20 protein-coding genes are annotated in these 21,332 nt (G+C 61.8%); 16 read left to right on the top strand and 4 right to left on the bottom strand.

Going from position 1 to position 21,332, the window contains the following annotated elements; genetic code table 11:
* Nucleotides 1-319: 319 nt before the first annotated feature.
* From ACTORR_RS22965 to ACTORR_RS22955, 3 genes are all read right to left on the bottom strand, one after another.
* Nucleotides 320-1,366, bottom strand: a complete 1,047-nt coding sequence (locus tag ACTORR_RS22965) for a formylglycine-generating enzyme family protein (RefSeq protein ID WP_082433454.1) — start codon at nucleotides 1,364-1,366, stop codon at nucleotides 320-322.
* On the bottom strand, nucleotides 1,363-3,678 hold the full coding sequence (locus ACTORR_RS22960) for a hypothetical protein (protein WP_313364683.1): 2,316 nt from the start codon (nucleotides 3,676-3,678) through the stop codon (nucleotides 1,363-1,365). The genes ACTORR_RS22965 and ACTORR_RS22960 overlap by 4 nt, the downstream gene beginning before the upstream one ends.
* Before the next feature lie 476 nt (nucleotides 3,679-4,154).
* Complete coding sequence (locus ACTORR_RS22955) at nucleotides 4,155-4,847, bottom strand: alpha/beta family hydrolase (RefSeq protein ID WP_099814237.1); 693 nt, start codon at nucleotides 4,845-4,847, stop codon at nucleotides 4,155-4,157.
* Nucleotides 4,848-4,896: 49 nt separating this feature from the next.
* On the opposite strand from ACTORR_RS22955, the gene ccoN (ACTORR_RS22950) reads away from it, so the two are divergent.
* The 16 genes from ccoN (ACTORR_RS22950) (at nucleotide 4,897) to ACTORR_RS22875 (ending at nucleotide 20,510) form a co-directional block, all read left to right on the top strand.
* Entirely contained in the window at nucleotides 4,897-6,321 is a 1,425-nt protein-coding gene (gene ccoN / locus ACTORR_RS22950; RefSeq protein ID WP_054884100.1) for a cytochrome-c oxidase, cbb3-type subunit I, read from the top strand.
* A 13-nt stretch (nucleotides 6,322-6,334) separates the two neighbouring features.
* The gene (ccoO, locus tag ACTORR_RS22945) at nucleotides 6,335-6,943 is read left to right on the top strand and encodes a cytochrome-c oxidase, cbb3-type subunit II (RefSeq protein ID WP_054884101.1); all 609 of its coding nucleotides are present in this window, start codon (nucleotides 6,335-6,337) and stop codon (nucleotides 6,941-6,943) included.
* 6 nt (nucleotides 6,944-6,949) lie between these two features.
* The gene (locus tag ACTORR_RS22940; protein ID WP_054884102.1) at nucleotides 6,950-7,156 is read left to right on the top strand and encodes a cbb3-type cytochrome oxidase subunit 3; all 207 of its coding nucleotides are present in this window, start codon (nucleotides 6,950-6,952) and stop codon (nucleotides 7,154-7,156) included.
* On the top strand, nucleotides 7,153-8,094 hold the full coding sequence (ccoP, locus tag ACTORR_RS22935) for a cytochrome-c oxidase, cbb3-type subunit III (RefSeq protein ID WP_054884103.1): 942 nt from the start codon (nucleotides 7,153-7,155) through the stop codon (nucleotides 8,092-8,094). Before ACTORR_RS22940 ends, ccoP (ACTORR_RS22935) begins: the two co-directional genes overlap by 4 nt.
* A gap of 444 nt (nucleotides 8,095-8,538) precedes the next feature.
* The gene (gene ccoN, locus ACTORR_RS22930) at nucleotides 8,539-9,981 is read left to right on the top strand and encodes a cytochrome-c oxidase, cbb3-type subunit I (RefSeq protein ID WP_441343908.1); all 1,443 of its coding nucleotides are present in this window, start codon (nucleotides 8,539-8,541) and stop codon (nucleotides 9,979-9,981) included.
* Complete coding sequence (ccoO, locus tag ACTORR_RS22925; protein ID WP_054884105.1) at nucleotides 9,981-10,589, top strand: cytochrome-c oxidase, cbb3-type subunit II; 609 nt, start codon at nucleotides 9,981-9,983, stop codon at nucleotides 10,587-10,589. Before ccoN (ACTORR_RS22930) ends, ccoO (ACTORR_RS22925) begins: the two co-directional genes overlap by 1 nt.
* A gap of 5 nt (nucleotides 10,590-10,594) precedes the next feature.
* A complete protein-coding gene (locus tag ACTORR_RS22920; RefSeq protein WP_051101055.1) occupies nucleotides 10,595-10,786 on the top strand; it encodes a CcoQ/FixQ family Cbb3-type cytochrome c oxidase assembly chaperone in 192 nt (63 codons plus the stop codon).
* Entirely contained in the window at nucleotides 10,783-11,763 is a 981-nt protein-coding gene (gene ccoP, locus ACTORR_RS22915; RefSeq protein WP_054884106.1) for a cytochrome-c oxidase, cbb3-type subunit III, read from the top strand. The genes ACTORR_RS22920 and ccoP (ACTORR_RS22915) overlap by 4 nt, the downstream gene beginning before the upstream one ends.
* A 309-nt stretch (nucleotides 11,764-12,072) precedes the next feature.
* Nucleotides 12,073-13,488, top strand: a complete 1,416-nt coding sequence (ccoG, locus tag ACTORR_RS22910; protein ID WP_313365408.1) for a cytochrome c oxidase accessory protein CcoG — start codon at nucleotides 12,073-12,075, stop codon at nucleotides 13,486-13,488.
* Between the two features lie 17 nt (nucleotides 13,489-13,505).
* Entirely contained in the window at nucleotides 13,506-14,036 is a 531-nt protein-coding gene (locus ACTORR_RS22905; RefSeq protein ID WP_054884108.1) for a FixH family protein, read from the top strand.
* A 139-nt stretch (nucleotides 14,037-14,175) separates the two neighbouring features.
* Nucleotides 14,176-16,647, top strand: a complete 2,472-nt coding sequence (locus tag ACTORR_RS22900; RefSeq protein ID WP_313365410.1) for a heavy metal translocating P-type ATPase — start codon at nucleotides 14,176-14,178, stop codon at nucleotides 16,645-16,647.
* Nucleotides 16,629-16,844 (top strand): cbb3-type cytochrome oxidase assembly protein CcoS, encoded by a 216-nt coding sequence (ccoS, locus tag ACTORR_RS22895; RefSeq protein ID WP_054884110.1) that lies wholly within the window; start codon nucleotides 16,629-16,631, stop codon nucleotides 16,842-16,844. Before ACTORR_RS22900 ends, ccoS begins: the two co-directional genes overlap by 19 nt.
* The gene (locus ACTORR_RS22890; RefSeq protein ID WP_099814165.1) at nucleotides 16,837-17,520 is read left to right on the top strand and encodes a sulfite exporter TauE/SafE family protein; all 684 of its coding nucleotides are present in this window, start codon (nucleotides 16,837-16,839) and stop codon (nucleotides 17,518-17,520) included. Before ccoS ends, ACTORR_RS22890 begins: the two co-directional genes overlap by 8 nt.
* 82 nt (nucleotides 17,521-17,602) lie before the next feature.
* A complete protein-coding gene (gene hemN, locus ACTORR_RS22885) occupies nucleotides 17,603-18,985 on the top strand; it encodes an oxygen-independent coproporphyrinogen III oxidase (protein ID WP_054884112.1) in 1,383 nt (460 codons plus the stop codon).
* Nucleotides 18,986-19,171: 186 nt separating this feature from the next.
* Nucleotides 19,172-19,906 carry a Crp/Fnr family transcriptional regulator FnrA gene (gene fnrA / locus ACTORR_RS22880; protein WP_054884113.1) on the top strand — a complete coding sequence of 245 codons (735 nt, stop codon included), beginning with the start codon at nucleotides 19,172-19,174 and terminating at the stop codon, nucleotides 19,904-19,906.
* Nucleotides 19,907-19,961: 55 nt separating this feature from the next.
* The gene (locus ACTORR_RS22875) at nucleotides 19,962-20,510 is read left to right on the top strand and encodes an adenine phosphoribosyltransferase (protein WP_054573138.1); all 549 of its coding nucleotides are present in this window, start codon (nucleotides 19,962-19,964) and stop codon (nucleotides 20,508-20,510) included.
* Nucleotides 20,511-20,646: 136 nt separating this feature from the next.
* Here the strand turns inward: ACTORR_RS22875 and recR are convergent, their stop codons facing one another.
* Nucleotides 20,647-21,249 carry a recombination mediator RecR gene (recR, locus tag ACTORR_RS22870; RefSeq protein ID WP_054884114.1) on the bottom strand — a complete coding sequence of 201 codons (603 nt, stop codon included), beginning with the start codon at nucleotides 21,247-21,249 and terminating at the stop codon, nucleotides 20,647-20,649.
* Between the last annotated feature and the right edge of the window lie 83 nt (nucleotides 21,250-21,332).

Here is a 21,332-nt window from a genome sequence, read left to right as displayed (position 1 = left end):
ACTGTTGATAAAATACCGCAACTCAACAAACCGACCGTGTGCGCCTGGACAAGCTGCACGTTTGCACATCCACTCGGGTTTTATGTTGGACTGGCAGGCACAGGGTATTCACGACGCAAAGAGCAGTTATATCGGTAATCACGAGAATATCTCTCTTCTGCTAAAAACTCTGCCTCATTGCACCTGGAGTACAATACCGACACCGAGCATCAAACCCTGCCCCACTTTACATTGGCGGAATCAACACCGCTCATCACCTTGGCGCATTTATCACTTATATTACGCGTTTTCGTCCTGAAACATCTGCAAGCCTGACGACCTAACCTCGACTAACAGGAACAGGGCTGTTTACAACGCAGCGAGCAGTTTTGTCGGTAATTACACGGCGATCTTTATCTATAAACATATTTTTCGTGATTGCATCAGGTGGATTGTACCGGCGCCGAACATTAAAGCCTCCACCCCATTGCGCGTTGGCGTAATCAACACCCCGCAGGACCTTGGCATACTTATTATCCGTATCTTCTCCTTTATAAACGGGCGCAGGTGGACCCTGTGGATTCAGGACAGGAGAGGTGTGGTAATAATCAGGATCATACCAGTCACTCACCCATTCAAATCCATTATCAGACATTGCATACAGCCCTAAAGGGTTGGGTGGAAAACGATCAACCGGGAGCGATGTCAAACTTTGAACTTTCCATCCCATAGCCTTGGAAAACTCCTCTCGATCTCTGATCGTAGAAATATTAATACCTCGTGGACCGCCACTCCCATCGCGATTGTAGAACTCATCAGTTACCTTATAAGTACCATCATCCGTGGCGACGGCAATAAATTGCCCTCTGCTCCGAGCGGCGTATTCCCACTGGGCTTCAGTGGGCAGTGAGAATGGAAGACCACTGACCACGCCAAGCCAATTGCAGTATTTTTCAGCCTCGTACCAGTCGATATGTGCAGGCAACTGCGGATGACTGCGCATGCGCTTGGAGTTTGTATACTCTGCAATTTTATCCTCCACACCATCAAAAGGCAGCTGATTTGCCAGCAGGTAAAAATCATACTCCTCATTCGTCACCTTGAACTTCGACATGGAAAAACTACTAAGCTTTACCTCATGAAGCGGCTTACTGTTCACATCAGCATCATATTGAATTTTTTCCAAACCATACTCAGCACCGAAATCCCCCATCAGGTATTTGCCACCTTCAACGTACACCAGCCGCTCGACTACCTTCTCAACAAAAGCCTCAACCCTTTCAGGATCCACTTGCGGAGCACTAGCTACATTGCTGCTGACTTCCTGGCCGCACCCACCAATAGCTGAAGCGACCAAAACTAGACTAATATTCAGATACGCCCTCATACTTCCCCCCACCTAAAATCAAATTCTCCGCAACCAGGGCCAAAACTACAGCGCTCAGGGAAGTTGGGGTTATCACCGTAATTCAGCCTGTAGTATTCGGTGTTATTCATAGTAAGCGCATACCCCCAACTGCTTCCCAACCTTATAACCTTTCGAATGGCGTATAATTCGTCCTTCGCCCTGCGAAGATCATCATCGCGATCGAACCCAATTTGCAGGAACTCTATCAAGCTCTGTTCTTGCCGTTTTTCTACAATTGCCTCATCTCCCTCGCCGGCTTGGCTACCACCATCAACTGTTACGCGGCACAGCACCTTTCGCCACTCGACAAGGGTTTGAATACTTCTCAAAACCCAAACCACCGCTTCTTTTCGCTGCTGAAAGAAATCAGGCACGAGATTCTCCCCCATATTATTCGGGTCCTGATAATCCAGCTTGCCATGCCTAGTCAGCAGATAAATCAAGATACCTTTAGATTCCGGAGTATAGGTAAGCAACTCAAAGCGACGAGAAATAGTATTTTTTGCCAACATATTTCTCCGACGAGATGCGGCAATCTGGCCTTTAGCACTTCCAGCAAATTCAATCAACGCATGTGATAAATCACCAGCCACCTTCGACAAGTCTTTACCAAACTGCGTATAGCGCGCGTAAAGTTCAAAACCCACACCAATGAGCCCAACCACACATGCCCTGCTATAGATAGCAAACGCGTCTTTATCGACAACAGAAAAGAACCCATAATCCAATCGATGAAGCTGATACACCAACCACGCCCCAAACTCCGCAATCGAATTAGTACCCACCTCAAAAATAAGCCCGCCCTTGGCCCCGTAGCCCCAACACAGGCTGGCAGCAACATGAAAGCAAAACTTGCCGTTAATGAACGTGCAGTGAAATTTTCCACTCGCGCCAACGCCTGCCAATCCGCCTATGTTCGGCGCAATCGTGCAAAAGTCCGTGAACTCGCCACTGGACATCAGCATGCCCGCGGTCCAGTACTCCGGGTCGATCGGCCCCGCCGGTTTCAACCACTGCAAGCTGCCTTTCAGGCTGCCCTCTGCCCGAGCCCCTGCAAATGCCTGACCGGTAAGCTTCAGTCCCTCGTCTTCGGCGTCCATCTGCTGGTGAAACACAGCTGCTTTGGTGCGCCGCGTTTCGAAGCGCGGCAGCCGCCCACCCGGTTGGCCGGCCAGCATCTGTTTGTCGCCTTTGACCACGACCTGCAACTGGCCTTCCAGCACTACCGAGCCGCCGATGAAGCCGGTCAGCTCCGGTTCGATCAACAGGCGCATCCGGCCCATGTCGAAGGTTTGGCCATCACCGTGGGCATAGGCCAGCGACCAGCCCAGGCGATCCGGTACGTAGGCCTGAGTGCCAACCGTTGCCGAGGCAATGGAGAAGCTGGCCTTGGCACCGACATTGACCGCTGCCTGGCCCTTGGCGGGGTCGAAATCGGCACTGGCGCCCACATTGGAAACCAGGCGCATGAACTGGGCACCGGCCGAAAAATCGATATTCTCGCTACCAAGCACCGCGCCGCTGGTCGTTGCACTTTCGTTCCAGCTTTCCGCCCAGTCGAACAGCGTGCGGTCGTTTTGCAAGTCCTCCGGGTTGAAGTCAGTACCGGCCCACTTCAGCACGTCGGCCAGCTCGAGCTTCAGCTTTGGCCACTCCAGGTTCTGCAACTGTTGCCGTAACAGCTGCGTGTCAATGCGGGTATTGCCGCGTTTGTCCTTGCGGATAAAACTTTGCTGGCCGGTTTTCTTGTCCTTGGCCTTGAGCGACTTGCTGCTCAGCTTTCCTCCCTGTTTGTTTTCGTCGTAATAACTCTTTTTGACATAGGCATAGCGAATGGGCTTCTTGCCCCGCTTGCCCTTGCTGTTCTGGCCTATGATCGGCAGCAGTTCGACCACATCCTCGTAGGCCATGCCGCTTTGCGAGAATGTGCCCAGCTTCTCGTGTATCGCCTTGCGGTGTTCATCCACATTGTCTTCGGCAGCGGCAATTGCGATTTCGTGTTGGTCCCGCGCCAGCGCCGAAAGGCCTTTCAGCGAACCGGCCATGTAGGCCTCAAGCACTTCCTGATACCTGGCTTGCGCCTCGTGGAAGTTGCTGATGCTGGCCTGCATGCCACGCCAGTGCGTTTCAAACCTGCCGGCCTCCATGCCGGCAAGGAATACCAGCTCTTCGGTGTCGGGGCGGAAGTAGCACTGCGCGGCTTTCTGGTAGGCAACCACTACAGTGCCCTCTCTACTGGTCACCCCTTCTGCGGGCGGTGCTTCTGCCTGGCTATCGTTGGTGGACTCCATGTTCACTCCATCCTCAGTTTGAGAGCCTGTGAATCAAGCTCGTAACGAGTAGCCCTCGCTACCATCTTCTGCCAACAGGCGGGGGCTGGTAGATGCAGTACTGCTTGCCACACCCGAGCAGGGCCAGGTGTGGTTCCAGGGTGGTTTCATCGCAGGAAGCGGACAGACGCATGAGCCCAGTTATCACCCCATACGAAGTCCGCAGAGGCATCACCATGGATGTGTTGGCTATGGTTGAAGATCAAGCGTACGGTTTCAGACATAACGACCCCTGAACGGAAACTGCATTTCCCAACTCATCTGCGACAACTTGGCGCCGAAAGGAGAAGAATTTCCGTTTACATTGGCCTGTAATTTGTTGATAGTCCATGCGAGGCAGGCGATTAGGAAGGTTCCCACATAGCAGGGTAGTTTTTCCTACAAGTAAGCCCGGATTTGATTAGATTCGGCGGCGATCAATGTACGAAATCCCACCGCTATTTTTGTAAAAAAGCCACAACCCGCTCCGCCGCCGCCTGCAAGTGCTGCTCATGGCTGAACCCCGAAGCCTTCAGCGGCTTCAGGTCATGATCCCCCGCCACCAGCCAGCTCACCTCGATCGCCGGTGACAGCGCATACCCCTGCACCGCCTCCCGATTGCCCAGCGCATCGCGCTCCCCCTGAACAATCAGCGTGCGTGTCTTCAGCTCGGCCAGGTGCTCGACCCGGGGCTTCTCCGGCTTGCCCACCGCATAGAACGGATACCCCAGGCACACCAGCGCATCCGCTTCCAGTTCGTCGGCCAGCAGACTGGCCATGCGCCCCCCCATCGACTTGCCGCCAATGGCCAACCTGCCCGCGACCAAAGGTCGCACCTGCCGGTACACCTCGCGCCAGCATTCCAGCAGCACCTTCTGCGGATTGGGCGGCCGTTTGCCGCCGCCGTTGCGCCGCTCGGCCATGTAGGGGAACTCGAAGCGAACCACCCCGACCCCAAGCGCCGCCAGCCTTTGCGCCATCTCAGTCATGAACTCGCTGTCCATCGGCGCACCTGCGCCATGGGCCAGGATCAGGCACGCGGACGCACGCCCTTCCCCCCCGTTTCGCGGAGGATCGCAGCGCAAGCCTGGGACATTTCCGACTTGCGCCCATTGATCCCCGTCAATACCGGCACTTTGCCCATTACTCATGCTTGCCTCGCTGTAAAGCCTGCCAATAACCGTGGATGGGAACCCATACATGAACACAACCAGCAGTACCGCCTATAACTACAAGGTGGTCCGCCAATTCGCCATCATGACGGTGGTGTGGGGAATAGTCGGGATGGGGCTCGGCGTCTTCATCGCCGCCCAGCTCGCCTGGCCTTCCCTCAACTTCGACCTCCCCTGGACCAGCTTCGGCCGCCTGCGACCGCTGCATACCAATGCGGTGATCTTTGCCTTCGGCGGCTGCGCGCTGTTCGCCACCTCCTATTATTCGGTGCAACGCACCTGCCAGACCACCCTGTTCGCGCCAAAACTGGCGGCGTTCAGCTTCTGGGGCTGGCAGCTGGTGATCCTGCTGGCGGCCATCACCCTGCCGCTGGGCTACACCAGCTCCAAGGAGTACGCCGAGCTGGAATGGCCGATCGACATCCTCATCACCGTCGTCTGGGTCAGCTACGCCATCGTGTTCTTCGGCACGCTGATGAAACGCACCACCAAGCACATCTACGTCGGCAACTGGTTCTTCGGCGCCTTCATCCTCACCGTGGCGCTGCTGCACATCGTCAACAACCTGGAACTGCCGGTCAGCCTGACCAAGTCGTACTCGGTCTACGCCGGTGCCACCGACGCCATGGTGCAATGGTGGTACGGCCACAACGCGGTAGGCTTCTTCCTCACCGCCGGCTTCCTCGGGATGATGTACTACTACGTGCCCAAGCAGGCCGAGCGCCCGGTGTATTCCTATCGCCTGTCGATCGTTCACTTCTGGGCACTGATCACCCTGTACATCTGGGCAGGCCCCCACCACCTGCACTACACCGCCCTGCCGGACTGGGCGCAGTCGCTGGGCATGGTGATGTCGCTGATCCTCCTGGCGCCGAGCTGGGGCGGCATGATCAACGGCATGATGACCCTGTCGGGGGCCTGGCACAAACTGCGCAGCGACCCGATCCTGCGTTTCCTGGTGGTGTCGCTGGCGTTCTACGGCATGTCCACCTTCGAAGGCCCGATGATGGCCATCAAGACGGTCAACGCCTTGTCCCACTACACCGACTGGACCATCGGCCACGTGCACGCCGGCGCTCTCGGCTGGGTGGCGATGATTTCGATCGGCGCGCTGTACCACACCATCCCGAAAGTGTTCGGCAAGCAGCAGATGCACAGCCTGGGCCTGATCAACGCGCACTTCTGGCTGGCGACCATCGGCACCGTGCTGTACATCGCCTCGATGTGGGTCAACGGCATCGCCCAAGGCCTGATGTGGCGCGCAGTCAACAGCGACGGCACGCTCACCTACTCGTTCGTGGAAACCCTGGTGGCCAGCCACCCAGGCTTCATCGTGCGCTTCGTCGGCGGCGCGATCTTCCTCAGCGGCATGTTCCTGATGGCCTGGAACACCTGGCGCACCGTGCGTTCGCCGGCGCTCGACGCCGCCCCTGCGAATGCCCAGCTGGCTTGAGGAGACCTGACTGATGAAACATGAAGTCATCGAGAAAAACGTAGGCCTCCTGGCCTTGCTGATGGTGTTTGCCGTGAGCATCGGCGGCCTGACCCAGATCGTCCCGCTGTTCTTCCAGGACGTGACCAACAAGCCGGTCGAAGGCATGAAGCCCTACACCGCACTGCAACTGGAAGGCCGCGACATCTACATCCGTGAAGGCTGCGTGGGCTGCCACTCGCAGATGATCCGCCCGTTCCGCGCCGAAACCGAACGCTACGGCCACTACTCGGTCGCTGGCGAAAGCGTGTGGGACCACCCGTTCCTGTGGGGCTCCAAGCGCACCGGCCCGGACCTGGCCCGCGTCGGTGGCCGCTACTCCGATGACTGGCACCGCGCGCACCTGTACAACCCGCGCAACGTGGTGCCGGAATCGAAGATGCCGTCCTACCCGTGGCTGGTCGCCGAAAAGGTCGACAACAGCCATACCGACACCAAGATGCGCACCCTGCGCACCCTGGGCGTGCCGTATACCGACGAGGACATTGCCGGCGCCCGTGACGCGGTCAAGGGCAAGACCGAGATGGACGCGCTGGTCGCCTACCTGCAGGTGCTTGGCACCGCCATCAAGAACAAGAGGTAAACCACCATGGAAATGGACATCGGCATGATCCGTGGCCTGGGCACCCTGGTGGTGATGATCGCCTTCATCGGCCTCTCACTGTGGGTGTTCAACCGACGCCGCGACCATGATTTCGCCGAAGCGCGCCTGCTGCCCTTCGTCGACGACCGCCTGCCCCCCGCCGGGCAGGAACCTGCTGCCATGACTGCGGCTGTGAGGAGCAAAGCGCAATGACCACCTTCTGGAGTACCTACATCAGCGTACTGACCATTGGTAGCCTGATCGGCCTGGCGTGGCTGTTGCTGTCGACCCGCAAGGGCCAGAGCAACAGCACCACCGACCAGACCATGGGGCATAGCTTCGACGGCATCGAGGAGTACGACAACCCGCTGCCCAAGTGGTGGTTCTGGCTGTTCGTCGGCACCCTGGTGTTCGGTGCCGGTTACCTGGTGCTGTACCCGGGCCTGGGCAACTGGAAAGGCATCCTGCCGGGCTACGAGAATGGCTGGACCGGTGCCAACGAGTGGCAGAAGGAGATGGAAAAGGCCGACGCCAAGTTCGGCCCGATCTTCGCCAAGTACGCGGCCATGCCGGTCGAGGAAGTTGCCAAGGACCCACAGGCGCTGAAAATGGGCAGCCGCCTGTTCGCCTCCAACTGCTCGGTGTGCCACGGCTCGGATGCCAAGGGCGCCTACGGCTTCCCCAACCTGACCGACAACGACTGGCGCTGGGGCGGCGAGCCGGAGACCATCAAGGCTTCGATCATGAATGGCCGCCATGGCGTGATGCCGGCGTGGGCCGAGGTGATCGGCGAACAGGGTGTGGCGGATGTCGCCGCCTTCGTGCTGACCAACCTCGACGGCCGCAGCCTCCCGGAAGGGGTCAAGGCCGACCCGGTCAAGGGCAAGGAAATCTTCGCCGGCAACTGCGTGGCCTGCCACGGGCCTGAAGGCAAAGGCACCCCAGCCATGGGCGCGCCGAACCTGACCCATCCGCAGGCGTTCATCTATGGATCGAGCTTTGCCCAGTTGCAGCAGACCATTCGCTATGGGCGCCAGGGGCAGATGCCGGCCCAGGCGGAGATCCAGGGCAATGACAAGGTGCATTTGCTGGCAGCCTATGTGTACAGCCTGTCGCAGAATCAAGCTTCGCCAGACCTGACAGCCAAGTAACACCCCTTCGCGGGCTCGTCCGCTCCCACAGGTTCTGCGCCACACTTGAAGGCAGCGCCGTACCTGTGGGAGCGGGCGAGCCCGCGAAGGGGCTGCACAGCAGGCCCTCTCCCCGCTCCACCCCTCCCTTGCACCCCCTCCGAACAGAACTAAGCTTGTTGCCACAGCGGCTTCGCTCCGAAAGGTCCGAAGCAGACGCGGCGCACAGCCTGATGCCGCCCGCAGAAAAAGCTTGACCAATCGATCAGAAAAAGGTGAAAAACGGTACACATTACAAATATTTATTTGTGTACAATCGTCCCGACCCTATCGCCGCGGGACACCGGCGAAAGGGCATGGACACGGGTCGGCGCATGGATCCTTGCGTTGCATAACCCACGCGGTTATCGATACTGGCGCCGATTTTTTCGACCAACAAGAACACCAAAACCGTGGAACCTTAGCATGAGCACAGCAATCAGTCCGACTGCTTATAACTATAAGGTCGTCCGCCAGTTCGCCATCATGACGGTGGTCTGGGGGATCCTTGGCATGGGCCTGGGCGTCTTCATCGCCTCGCAGCTGGTGTGGCCACAACTGAACCTGGACCTGCCCTGGACCAGCTTCGGCCGCCTGCGCCCGCTGCACACCAACCTGGTCATCTTCGCCTTCGGTGGCTGTGCGCTGTTCGGCACCAGTTACTACGTGGTGCAGCGGACCTGCCAGACCCGGCTGATCTCCGACAGCATGGCCGCCTTCACCTTCTGGGGTTGGCAGGCGGTGATCGTCGGCGCGCTGATCACCCTGCCGATGGGCTTCACCACCACCAAGGAATACGCCGAGCTCGAATGGCCGCTGGCGATCCTCCTGGCCATCGTCTGGGTCACCTACGGGCTGGTGTTCTTCGGCACCATCGTCAAGCGCAAGACCAAGCACATCTATGTCGGCAACTGGTTCTACGGCGCCTTCATCGTGGTCACCGCGATGCTGCACATCGTCAACCATGTCTCGCTGCCGGTGAGCCTGTTCAAGTCGTACTCGGCCTATGCCGGTGCCACCGACGCGATGATCCAGTGGTGGTACGGCCACAACGCGGTGGGCTTCTTCCTCACCACCGGCTTCCTCGGGATGATGTACTACTTCGTGCCCAAGCAGGCTGAACGGCCGATCTACTCCTATCGCCTGTCGATCGTCCACTTCTGGGCACTGATCACCCTGTACATCTGGGCGGGCCCGCACCACCTGCACTACACCGCGCTGCCGGACTGGGCGCAATCGCTGGGCATGGTGATGTCGATCATCCTGCTGGCACCGAGCTGGGGCGGCATGATCAACGGCATGATGACCCTGTCGGGCGCCTGGCACAAACTGCGCACCGACCCGATCCTGCGCTTTTTGGTGGTGTCGCTGGCGTTCTACGGCATGTCCACCTTCGAAGGCCCGATGATGGCCATCAAGACCGTCAACTCGCTGTCGCACTACACCGACTGGACCATCGGCCACGTGCATGCCGGTGCGCTCGGCTGGGTGGCGATGATCTCGATCGGCGCGGTCTACCACATGATCCCGAAACTCTACGGCCGCGAGCAGATGCACAGCGTCGGCCTGATCAACGCGCACTTCTGGCTGGCGACCATCGGTACCGTGCTGTACATCGCCTCGATGTGGGTCAACGGCATCACCCAGGGCCTGATGTGGCGCGCCATCAACGATGACGGCACGCTCACCTACTCGTTCGTCGAAGCCCTGCAGGCCAGCCACCCTGGCTATATCGTCCGTGCCCTGGGCGGTGCGTTCTTCGCCACCGGCATGCTGCTGATGGCCTACAACGTGTTGCGTACCGTACGTGCCGCCAACCCGGTACAGGCCGAGGAAGCCGCCAAGATCGTCGTCGTGGGAGCGCACTGATGAAGCATGAAGCCGTCGAGAAGAACATAGGCCTGCTGGCCTTCTTCATGGTCATCGCCGTGAGCGTCGGTGGCCTGACCCAGATCGTCCCGCTGTTTTTCCAGGACGTCACCAACAAGCCGGTCGAAGGCATGAAGCCGCGCACCGCGCTGGAAGTCGAAGGCCGCGACATCTACATCCGTGAAGGCTGCGTTGGCTGCCACTCGCAGATGATCCGCCCGTTCCGCGCCGAAACCGAACGCTATGGCCACTACTCGGTCGCTGGCGAAAGCGTCTGGGACCACCCGTTCCTGTGGGGTTCCAAGCGCACCGGCCCGGACCTGGCCCGCGTCGGTGGCCGCTACTCCGATGACTGGCACCGCGCGCACCTATACAACCCGCGCAACGTGGTGCCGGAATCGAAGATGCCGGCCTACCCGTGGCTGGTCGAGAACAAGCTCGATGGCAAGGACACCGCGAAGAAGCTGGAAGTGCTGCGTACCTTGGGCACGCCCTACAGCGACGCCGACATCGCCGGCGCCCGCGACGCGGTCAAGGGCAAGACCGAAATGGACGCATTGGTCGCGTACCTGCAGGGTCTTGGCACCATCATCAAAAGCAAACGGTGACGCTGATGGATATCGGGATGATTCGCGGCCTGGGCACCGTCGTGGTGATGGTGGCCTTCGTGGGCCTGGCGCTGTGGGTGTTCAACCCACGGCGCAAGAAGGACTTCGACGAAGCGACCCAGCTGCCCTTCGCGGATGATCCCGAGGCCAGCAAGCACGTCGAGCAAGCAAAAGCTTCTGGGAGCAAACAACAATGACAACCTTCTGGAGTCTGTACGTTACCGTCCTGACCCTGGGCACCATCTTCTCGCTGACCTGGCTGCTGCTGTCGACCCGCAAGGGCCAGCGCGAAGAGGTCACCGACGAAACCGTCGGGCATGCCTTCGATGGCATCGAGGAGTACGACAACCCGCTGCCGAAATGGTGGTTCTGGCTTTTCGTCGGCACCATCGTCTTCGCCCTCGGCTACCTGGTGCTGTACCCGGGCCTGGGCAACTGGAAAGGCATCCTGCCGGGCTATTCGTACCTGGACAACGACAAGCAGACCGAATTCTCCAACGGCCAGCCGGGGTGGACCGGCGTGCACGAGTGGGAAAAGGAAATGGCCAAGGCCAACGCACGCTTCGGGCCGATCTTCGCCAAGTTCGCGGCGATGCCGATCGAAGAGGTCGCCAAGGACCCGCAAGCGCTGAAGATGGGCGCACGCCTGTTCGCCTCGAACTGCTCGGTGTGCCACGGCTCCGATGCCAAGGGCGCCTATGGCTTCCCCAACCTGACCGACAACGACTGGCGCTGGGGCGGCGAGCCGGAAACCATCAAGACCACCATCATGGGCGGCCGCCACGGCGTGATGCCAGCCTGGGGTGACGTGCTGGGCGAACAGGGCGTTGCCGATGTCGCCGCGTTCGTCACCAGCAAGCTCGATGGCCGCAGCCTTCCGGAAGGCGCCAAGGCCGATGCCGACAACGGCCAGAAGCTGTTCGCCGCCAACTGCGTGGCCTGCCACGGGCCTGAGGGCAAGGGCACCCCGGCCATGGGCGCGCCGAACCTGACCCACCCGCAGGCGTTCATCTACGGTTCGAGCTTTGCCCAGCTGCAGCAGACCATTCGCTATGGCCGCCAGGGGCAGATGCCGGCGCAGGAACAGCTGCAGGGCAATGACAAGGTGCACTTGCTGGCAGCTTATGTGTACAGCCTGTCGCACCAGCCGGAGGCGGCTCAACAGGCCGAGTAAGGCAGGCCAGGCCAGTCCGCGGGCTTGCCCGCTCCCACAGGTACAGCACAAGCCTGCAGCTGCGTGCGATCCCTGTGGGAGCGGGCAAGCCCGCGAAGAGGCCGGCAAAAGCAGCACAAGATGACCTGGATCAATTGACACCCGCCCTATCACGATTCATACCACGAACCCAACGCGACTAAAGGTCGCAGCGCGATCCCATACCGCCACCAGCGGCGTATCATGGATCGCATAGCGCTAGCAGCATGCGCGAGACCGCGGCCGGCACGCACTGGCCGCGGCGTTTCTCCACTGCCGTGGGACTTGATGATGAGCAAGCAAATTCCGGTACATGACGTCACCCCGCCTGCCAACAAAGGGAAGGATTCCGTCGACCTCTACGCCTCTCGCGAAAAAATCTATACCCGCGCCTTCACCGGCATCTTCCGCAGGCTGCGGATGGTCGGCGGGGCCGTGCTGTTCCTGCTCTATTTCGGCACCGTGTGGTTGAACTGGGGTGGTCACCAGGCCGTGTGGTGGAACCTGCCGGAACGCAAGTTCTACATCTTCGGCGCCACCATCTGGCCCCAGGACTTCATCCTGCTGTCAGGCATTCTCATCGTCGCCGCCTTCGGCCTGTTCTTCATCACTGTATTCGCCGGCCGCGTGTGGTGCGGCTACACCTGCCCGCAAAGCGTGTGGACGTGGATCTTCATGTGGTGCGAAAAAGTCACCGAGGGTGACCGCAACCAGCGCATGAAGCTCGACCGCTCGCCCATGAGCGGCAACAAGTTCCTGCGCAAGTTCGCCAAGCACAGCCTGTGGCTGCTGATCGGCTTCGTCACCGGCATGACCTTCGTCGGCTACTTCTCGCCGATCCGCGAACTGCTCACCGAATTCTTCACCGGCGAAGCCGATGGCTGGGCCTACTTCTGGGTCGGCTTCTTCACCCTGGCCACCTACGGCAACGCCGGCTGGCTGCGCGAGCAGGTGTGCGTGTACATGTGCCCCTATGCGCGCTTCCAGAGCGTGATGTTCGACAAGGACACCCTGATCGTCTCCTACGACCCGCGCCGTGGCGAAACCCGCGGCCCGCGCAAGAAAGGCATCGACTACAAGGCCAAGGGCCTGGGCGACTGCATCGACTGCACCCTGTGCGTGCAGGTCTGCCCCACCGGCATCGACATCCGCGACGGCCTGCAGATCGAATGCATCGGCTGCGCGGCGTGCATCGATGCCTGCGACAGCATCATGGACAAGATGAACTACCCCAAAGGCCTGATCAGCTACACCACCGAGCACAACCTCTCGGGCCAGAAGACCCACCTGCTGCGCCCTCGCCTGATCGGCTATGCCGTGGTGCTGCTGGTGATGATCATTGCCCTGGGCACGGCTTTCGCCACCCGTTCGCTGGTCGGTTTCGACGTCAGCAAGGACCGCGTGCTGTACCGCGAGAACGGCCAAGGCCGGATCGAGAACGTATACAGCCTCAAGGTCATGAACAAGGACCAGCGCGACCACGTCTACGTGCTGGACGCCACCGGCCTGCCTGACCTGCGCCTGGAAGGCCAGCGCGAGATCCGCGTGGCCGCCGGCGATATCGTCAGCCTGCCGGTACAGCTGTCGATTGCGCCTGAGAAGCTGCCATCCACCACCAACGAAATCACCTTCATCCTCCACAGCGCCGACGACAGTGCTGCCAAGGTTGAAGCCAAGAGCCGCTTCATCGGCCCACAGATCCGCTGACAGAGAGAACACTGACAATGCCTGCCGCCACCGCCGCCAGCCCTTGGTACAAGCACCTCTGGCCCTGGATCATCATCGGCATCCTGACCACCTCGGTGTGCCTGAGCCTGACCATGGTCAGCATCGCCGTACGCAACCCGGACAACCTGGTCAACGACAACTACTACGAAGCGGGCAAAGGCATCAACCGTTCGCTGGACCGCGAGCTGCTGGCCCAGACCCTCAACCTCAAGGCCAGCGTGCACCTGGATGAGCTGACCGGCGAGGTGGAGGTGCGCCTGAGCGGCAACAGCGACCCGCAAAGCCTGGAGCTCAACCTGATTTCGCCGACCCAGCCGGACAAGGACCGCAAGGTGCTGCTCAGCAAGGTAGCGAGCGGGCGTTACGTAGGGCAGCTGGAAGACAAGGTCGACGGGCGGCGGTTCGTCGAATTGCTGGGCAGCCAGGATGAACATGTATGGCGGTTGTTCGAGGAAGAGAAGGTCGAGCATGGCGTGACCTTGCAGCTAGGCGATGAAGCGCTCCAGGGAGCCGAACACCAGCAATAGCCACATCATCATTCCCTGTGGGAGCGGGCTTGCCCGCGAATGCGCCAGACCTGAAAACATCATTGCCTGATCAACCGCATTCGCGGGCAAGCCCGCTCCCACAGGGTATATCATCTGCCCCACCAGCCGTGTTCGCCTTATGACCCAACCCACCCCCTGCTACCACTGCGCCCTGCCCGTCCCCGCCGGCAGCCGCTTCACCGCCGTGGTCCTCGGCGAGCCCCGGCAGTTCTGCTGCCCCGGCTGTCAGGCGGTGGCCGAGTCGATCGTCGCCAGCGGCCTTGCACACTATTACCAACACCGCAGCGACAGCAGCGCCAACCCCGAGGCACTGCCGAAGCAACTGCAAGATGAGCTGGCCCTGTACGACCGCAGCGATGTGCAGCAGCATTTCGTCCGCCATACGGGCGACCTGGCCGAGGCGACCTTGCTGGTCGAAGGCATCAGTTGCGCCGCCTGCGGCTGGCTGATCGAAAAGCACCTGCGCAATCTGCCCGGCGTCGCCGAAGCCCGCCTGAACCTGTCCAACCACCGCCTGCTGCTCAACTGGGACGACCACCAGCTGCCGCTGTCGCGGCTGCTCGCCGAACTGCGCCAGATCGGCTACGCCGCCCACCCGTACCAGCCCGACCAGGCCGCCGAACAGCTTGCCATGGACAACCGCAGCGCCCTGCGCCGGCTGGGCGTGGCCGGCCTGCTGTGGTTCCAGGCGATGATGGCAACCATGGCCACCTGGCCGGAGTTCAACATCGACCTGTCGCCGGAAATGCACACCATCCTGCGCTGGGTTGCACTGTTCCTCACCATTCCCATCGTGTTCTATAGCTGCGCGCCATTCTTCAAAGGCGCCGCGCGCGACCTGCGCACCCGCCACCTGACCATGGACGTGTCGGTGTCGCTGGCTATCGGCCTGGCCTTCGGCGCGGGTATCTGGACGGCCGTGACCGGCAGCGGCGAGTTGTATTTCGATACCGTCGGCATGTTCGCACTGTTCCTGCTTACCGGCCGCTACCTCGAGCGCCGCGCCCGCGAGCGCACGGCCGCAGCCACCGCGCAGCTGGTCAACCTGCTACCGGCCTCGTGCCTGCGCCTGGACAGCTGCGGGCAGGCCGAACGCATCCTGCTCGGCGAATTGCAGCATGGCGACACCGTGCAGGTGTTGCCCGGCGCAGTGATCCCGGCCGATGGGCGCATCGTCGCCGGCCGCTCAAGCGTCGACGAATCGCTGCTGACCGGCGAGTACCTGCCGCAACCACGGCGCGTCGGCGAGCGCGTCACCGGCGGCACGCTGAACGTCGAGAGCACACTGAACGTTGAGGTCGAAGCGCTAGGCCATGACTCGCGGCTGTCGGCCATCGTCCGCCTGCTTGAGCGTGCACAGACGGAAAAGCCACGGCTGGCGGAAATTGCCGACCGCGCCTCGCAGTATTTCCTGCTGTTCTCGCTGCTGGCCGCTGCAGCCATCGGCCTGTGGTGGTGGTACCTGGACCCGGGGCGGGCCTTCTGGATCGTCCTGGCCATGCTGGTGGCGACCTGCCCGTGCGCGCTCTCGCTGGCCACCCCGACCGCGCTTACTGCCGCCACCGGAACGCTGCACAAGCTCGGCCTGTTGGTAACCCGCGGCCATGTACTCGAGGGCCTGAACCAGATCGACACGGTGATTTTCGACAAGACTGGCACCCTGACCGAGGGCCGCCTGACCCTGCGCAGTATCCGCCCATTGGCAACGCTGCCGGCCGACCGTTGCCTGGCCCTTGCCGCCGCCCTCGAAAACCGCTCCGAGCACCCGATTGCGCGCGCCTTCGGCCGCACCGCCGCCGCCGCCGATGATGTGCAGACAGTTGCCGGGCTCGGCCTTGAAGGCCGGGTCGACGGCCAACCGTTGCGCATCGGCCAGGCCACGTTCGTCTGCGCCTTGAGCGGCGCCGAGATCCCCAGCGTGCCGGAACCGCGTGGCCAATGGCTGCTACTGGGCGACCGCCAAGGGCCACTCGCCTGGTTCGGCCTCGATGATCGCCTGCGCGAGGACGCCCCCGCCCTGCTCGCTGCCTGCCAGGCGAGAGGCTGGCGTACCCTGCTGCTGTCCGGTGACAGCTCGCCGATGGTTGCCGAGGTGGCCGCCCAATTGGGCATCGACCAGGCTATCGGTGGCCTGCGCCCGGATGACAAGCTCGATCGGCTCAAGGCACTGCAGGCCTCCGGGCGCAAGGTGCTGATGCTCGGTGACGGGGTCAACGACGTGCCGGTGCTGGCAGCTGCCGACATCAGCATCGCCATGGGCAGCGCCACGGACCTTGCCAAGACCTGCGCCGATGCGGTGCTGCTGTCCAACCGCCTGCAGGCACTGGTGCAGGCCTTCGACCTGGCCCGCCGAACCCGCCGCAACATCCTCGAGAACCTGCTCTGGGCAACCCTGTATAATGGCCTGATGTTGCCGTTCGCGGCGCTTGGCTGGATCACCCCGGTCTGGGCGGCCATCGGCATGTCGGTCAGTTCGCTGATCGTGGTGCTCAATGCCCTGCGCCTGACCCGCCTGCCGGCGGTGGCAGGCCTGGCGGCGAACGACACAGCCGCTTACGGAAGGAAGTCGCCATGCCCGCCCTCTATGTGATGATCCCTGCTGCCCTGCTGTTGGTTGGCGTGGCCGTCTACATCTTCTTCTGGGCGGTGGACAGCGGCCAGTACGACGACCTCGAAAGCCCGGCCCACAGCATCCTGTTCGATGAACAGGACCCGCGCCACCAGGCGGCCGTCAAACCCGAAGAAAGCGCAACGCCAGACGACAAGGAAACACCACCCCGTGCCTGACCTGCTTCCCCTGCTCGGCTCGGCACTGGTGCTCGGCCTGCTCGGCGGCGGGCACTGCCTGGGCATGTGCGGCGGCCTGATGGGCGCACTGACCCTGGCCATTCCCCCCGAGCAACGCGGCCGGCGCCTGCGCCTGCTGATGGCCTACAACCTGGGGCGTATCCTCAGCTATGCCTGCGCCGGCCTGCTGCTCGGCCTGGCTGGCTGGGCACTGGCCAGCAGCCCGGCGGCCATGGCCTTGCGCGTGGTGGCAGCGCTGCTGCTGATCGCCATGGGGCTGTACCTGGCCGGCTGGTGGAGCGGCCTGACCCGTATCGAAGCACTGGGCCGTGGGCTGTGGCGGCACATCCAGCCAGCTGCTTCGCGCCTGATGCCGGTCTCCAGCGTGCCCCGTGCACTGCTGTTGGGGGCACTGTGGGGCTGGTTGCCGTGCGGCTTGGTCTACAGCACCTTGCTGTGGGCGGCCAGCCAGGGCAACGCCGGCTACAGCGCAGCGTTGATGCTGGCATTCGGGCTGGGCACATGGCCCATCTTGCTCGCCACCGGCTTGGCGGCGGAGCGGGTAAACGCCGTGTTGAGACGGCGTAGTGTGCGCGTGGCCGGTGGTGTATTGGTGGTGCTGTTTGGTATCTGGACCTTGCCCGGCCCGCACCAGCATTTGCTCATGGGCCACTGATGGACGCTTGATACAAATCAACACACATTCCTACAGACAGCCATAGACTCCGGACACTGCTGCATCATCCGGGGACTCCCACATGCTCGCCGACCTAAGCTGGGATGCCGACCTGATCCGCCGCTACGATCTCGCCGGCCCACGCTACACCTCCTACCCGACCGCCGTGCAACTGCACAGCGAGGTAGGTTCGTTCGACCTGCTCCACGCCCTGCGCGAGAGCCGCCGGGCCGTGCGCCCGCTGTCGCTGTACGTGCACGTGCCGTTCTGCGCCAACATCTGCTATTACTGCGCCTGCAACAAGGTCATTACCAAGGACCGCGGCCGCGCTGCGCCTTACCTGCAACGCCTGGAGCAGGAGATCCAGCTGATCGCCTGCCACCTGGCCCCTAAACAGCGTGTTGAGCAGCTGCATTTCGGCGGCGGCACGCCGACCTTCCTCAGCCACGTCGAACTGCGCCAGCTGATGGCCACCCTGCGCCAGCACTTCAACCTGCTGGATGACGACTCCGGCGACTATGGCATCGAGATCGACCCGCGCGAAGCCGACTGGTCGACCATGGGCCTGCTCCGCGAACTGGGCTTCAACCGTGTCAGCCTTGGCGTGCAGGACCTCGACCCGGCCGTTCAGCGTGCGGTCAACCGCCTGCAGAGCCTGGAGCAGACCCGCACCCTGATCGAGGCCGCCCGCACCCTGCAGTTTCGCTCGGTCAACCTCGACCTGATCTACGGCTTGCCGAAACAAACCGTGGAAGGCTTCGCCCGCACCGTCGACGAGGTGATCCGCCTGCAACCCGACCGTCTTTCGGTGTTCAACTACGCCCACCTGCCCGAGCGCTTCATGCCGCAGCGGCGCATCGACGGCAACGACCTGCCGGCACCGTCAGTCAAACTCGAGATGCTGCGCAACACCATCGAACAGCTGACAGCCGCCGGCTACCGCTACATCGGCATGGACCACTTCGCCCTGCCCGACGACGAACTGGCGATTGCCCAGGAAGAAGGCACCCTGCAGCGCAACTTCCAGGGTTACACCACCCACGGTCATTGTGACCTGATCGGCCTGGGCGTTTCGGCGATCAGCCAGATTGGCGACCTTTACTGCCAGAACAGCAGCGACCTCAATACCTACCAGGACACCCTGTCCAATGCCCAGCTGGCTACCCAGCGCGGGTTGGTCTGCAACCACGACGACCGCCTGCGGCGGGCCGTGATCCAGCAGCTGATCTGCCATTTCGAACTGGACTTCGCACCGATCGAGGAAGCCTTTACCATCGATTTTCGCGGCTATTTCGACGACCTCTGGCCAGAACTGCAGGCTCTACAGCGCGATGGCCTGATCAGCCTGGACGACAAGGGCATCCGTATCCTTCCGGCCGGGCGCCTGCTGGCGCGCTCGGTGTGCATGGTGTTCGATGCCTACCTGGCGATGCACAACCGCCAGCGCTTCTCACGGGTAATCTGATCACGGAGTCAATCGACCACATGGACAAGCCCTCCAGGGCAGGCACACTATGGGCTGACAAGGACTCCCGGCAGTTTTCCGCCGGGGTTTCGCCAGTTCGCTTCAAAGTAGCGCAGGCTGGCCTACACCCTCGGTCGTGAGTTACCCTTACGACTTATGTGTGTTTTCCCACAAGGATCGATTCAAATGTCCGAGCCAGTCAAACTGCGCGCCCACAACCAGGCCCACTGCAAGGACTGCAGCCTGGCCCCCCTGTGCCTGCCTCTTTCGCTCAACCTCGAAGACATGGATGCACTGGATGAGATCGTCAAACGCGGACGCCCGCTGAAAAAAGGCGAGTTTCTGTTCCGCCAGGGTGACAATTTCGGCTCGGTTTATGCCGTACGCTCCGGCGCCCTCAAGACCTTCAGCCTGAGCGACAGCGGTGAAGAACAGATCACCGGTTTCCACCTGCCCAGCGAGCTGGTCGGCCTGTCCGGCATGGACACCGAGGCCTACCCGGTGTCGGCCCAGGCCCAGGAAACCACCTCGGTTTGCGAGATCCCCTTCGAGCGCCTCGATGAGCTCTCCGTTCAACTGCCGCAGCTGCGTCGCCAGCTGATGCGGGTGATGAGCCGTGAAATTCGCGACGACCAGCAGATGATGCTGTTGTTGTCGAAGAAGACCGCCGACGAACGCATCGCAACGTTCCTGGTCAACCTGTCCGCACGCTTCCGCGCCCGCGGGTACTCGGCCAACCAGTTCCGCCTGAGCATGTCGCGCAACGAAATCGGCAACTACCTCGGCCTGGCGGTGGAAACCGTGTCGCGGGTATTCACCCGCTTCCAGCAGAACGGCCTGATTCGCGCCGAAGGCAAGGAAGTGCACATCCTCGACCCGATCCAGCTGTGCGCGCTGGCCGGCGGTGCAATGGAGGCCTGAGACCAGCGTTTAGCGGGTATACTTGGGCATTCGTTTTCCCAGGATACCCGCAACAATGCACAGCGACGCCTTCGACCTCAAAGCCCTGATCCGCCCGGTAGTGGACTTCCCCAAGCCCGGCGTGATCTTTCGCGACATCACCCCGCTGTTCCAGTCGCCGCGCGGGCTGCGTTACGTGGCCGACCAGTTCATCGAGCGTTATGTCGAGGCTGAGTTCAGCCACATCGGCGCCATGGATGCACGCGGCTTCCTGATCGGCTCGATCATCGCCCACCAACTGAACAAGCCGCTGATCCTGTTCCGCAAACAGGGCAAGCTGCCGGCTGACGTATTGAGCGAGGGCTACCAGACCGAATACGGCGAAGCGTTCCTGGAAGTGCATGCCGACAGCCTGTGCGAAGGTGATTCGGTGCTGATCTTCGATGACCTGATTGCCACCGGCGGCACCCTGCTGGCGGCCGCCAACCTGGTGCGTCGTACCGGGGCGCAGGTGTTCGAGGCGGCGGCGATCATCGACCTGCCAGAGCTGGAGGGCTCGCGCCGGCTGCAGGCGGCCGGGGTGCCGACCTTCTGCCTGACCGAGTTTTCCCTGAGCGAATACTGAGGTTCTGATTTGGGGGCGCTTTGCGCCCCATTCGCGGGCTCGCCCGCTCCCACAGGATTACCGCAGGCCTGAGGGCAACACTGCACCTGTGGGAGCGGGCGTGCCCGCGAATGGGCTGCGACGCAGCCCCGCGAAATTACAGCGAAATCGGCTTGCGCCCGGCAAAGGCATGGGCCAGGGTGCCACCGTCTACCAGCTCCAGCTCCCCGCCCAGCGGCACACCATGAGCAATCCGTGACGCCACCAGCCCCTTCTCGTTCAGCAACTGGGCAATGTAATGCGCCGTCGCCTCACCTTCCACGGTCGGGTTGGTCGCCAGGATCACCTCGGTAAAGCTGCCCTGCTCTTCGATCCGCGCCATCAGCTGCGGCACTCCGATCGCCTCAGGCCCCAGGCCATCGAGCGGCGACAAATGCCCCTTGAGCACGAAGTAACGCCCGCGATAGCCGGTCTGCTCCACCGCATAGACATCCATCGGCCCCTCCACCACGCACAGCTGCGTGTCGTCACGGCGCGGGTCACTGCACTGCGGGCACAGCTCCTGCTCGGTCAGGGTGCGGCACTGGCGGCAATGCCCTACCCCTTCCATGGCCTGGCTCAACGCCTGGGCCAGGCGCAGGCCGCCGCTGCGGTCACGCTCGAGCAGCTGCAGGGCCATGCGCTGGGCGGTTTTCTGGCCGACGCCCGGGAGGGTGCGCAGGGCATCGATCAGTTGGCGGATCAGGGGGCTGAAGCTCATGGGAAATGCCTGATAAATCAATGAGAGGCGGTTTATACCCAGCGCAGGCATGGGGCGTCAAATCAGTAGACCCTTTGAGCGGG

This window comes from Pseudomonas sp. SAR267 (assembly GCF_052077595.1).
Classification (GTDB): Bacteria; Pseudomonadota; Gammaproteobacteria; order Pseudomonadales; family Pseudomonadaceae; genus Aquipseudomonas; species Aquipseudomonas vlassakiae.
The sequence above is the reverse complement of the archived record's forward strand: the minus strand, read 5'-3'. Positions and strand labels throughout refer to the sequence as shown.

What these genes read in the sequence shown, in the direction of transcription:
- ACTORR_RS22965 (WP_082433454.1), bottom strand. Translation starts at nt 1,366, where the DNA reads ATGAGGGCGTATCTGAATATTAGTCTAGTTTTGGTCGCTTCAGCTATT.
- ACTORR_RS22960 (WP_313364683.1), bottom strand. Translation starts at nt 3,678, where the DNA reads ATGGAGTCCACCAACGATAGCCAGGCAGAAGCACCGCCCGCAGAAGGG.
- ACTORR_RS22955 (WP_099814237.1), bottom strand. Translation starts at nt 4,847, where the DNA reads ATGAGTAATGGGCAAAGTGCCGGTATTGACGGGGATCAATGGGCGCAA.
- ccoN (WP_054884100.1), top strand. Translation starts at nt 4,897, where the DNA reads ATGAACACAACCAGCAGTACCGCCTATAACTACAAGGTGGTCCGCCAA.
- ccoO (WP_054884101.1), top strand. Translation starts at nt 6,335, where the DNA reads ATGAAACATGAAGTCATCGAGAAAAACGTAGGCCTCCTGGCCTTGCTG.
- ACTORR_RS22940 (WP_054884102.1), top strand. Translation starts at nt 6,950, where the DNA reads ATGGAAATGGACATCGGCATGATCCGTGGCCTGGGCACCCTGGTGGTG.
- ccoP (WP_054884103.1), top strand. Translation starts at nt 7,153, where the DNA reads ATGACCACCTTCTGGAGTACCTACATCAGCGTACTGACCATTGGTAGC.
- ccoN (WP_441343908.1), top strand. Translation starts at nt 8,539, where the DNA reads ATGAGCACAGCAATCAGTCCGACTGCTTATAACTATAAGGTCGTCCGC.
- ccoO (WP_054884105.1), top strand. Translation starts at nt 9,981, where the DNA reads ATGAAGCATGAAGCCGTCGAGAAGAACATAGGCCTGCTGGCCTTCTTC.
- ACTORR_RS22920 (WP_051101055.1), top strand. Translation starts at nt 10,595, where the DNA reads ATGGATATCGGGATGATTCGCGGCCTGGGCACCGTCGTGGTGATGGTG.
- ccoP (WP_054884106.1), top strand. Translation starts at nt 10,783, where the DNA reads ATGACAACCTTCTGGAGTCTGTACGTTACCGTCCTGACCCTGGGCACC.
- ccoG (WP_313365408.1), top strand. Translation starts at nt 12,073, where the DNA reads ATGAGCAAGCAAATTCCGGTACATGACGTCACCCCGCCTGCCAACAAA.
- ACTORR_RS22905 (WP_054884108.1), top strand. Translation starts at nt 13,506, where the DNA reads ATGCCTGCCGCCACCGCCGCCAGCCCTTGGTACAAGCACCTCTGGCCC.
- ACTORR_RS22900 (WP_313365410.1), top strand. Translation starts at nt 14,176, where the DNA reads ATGACCCAACCCACCCCCTGCTACCACTGCGCCCTGCCCGTCCCCGCC.
- ccoS (WP_054884110.1), top strand. Translation starts at nt 16,629, where the DNA reads ATGCCCGCCCTCTATGTGATGATCCCTGCTGCCCTGCTGTTGGTTGGC.
- hemN (WP_054884112.1), top strand. Translation starts at nt 17,603, where the DNA reads ATGCTCGCCGACCTAAGCTGGGATGCCGACCTGATCCGCCGCTACGAT.
- fnrA (WP_054884113.1), top strand. Translation starts at nt 19,172, where the DNA reads ATGTCCGAGCCAGTCAAACTGCGCGCCCACAACCAGGCCCACTGCAAG.
- ACTORR_RS22875 (WP_054573138.1), top strand. Translation starts at nt 19,962, where the DNA reads ATGCACAGCGACGCCTTCGACCTCAAAGCCCTGATCCGCCCGGTAGTG.
- recR (WP_054884114.1), bottom strand. Translation starts at nt 21,249, where the DNA reads ATGAGCTTCAGCCCCCTGATCCGCCAACTGATCGATGCCCTGCGCACC.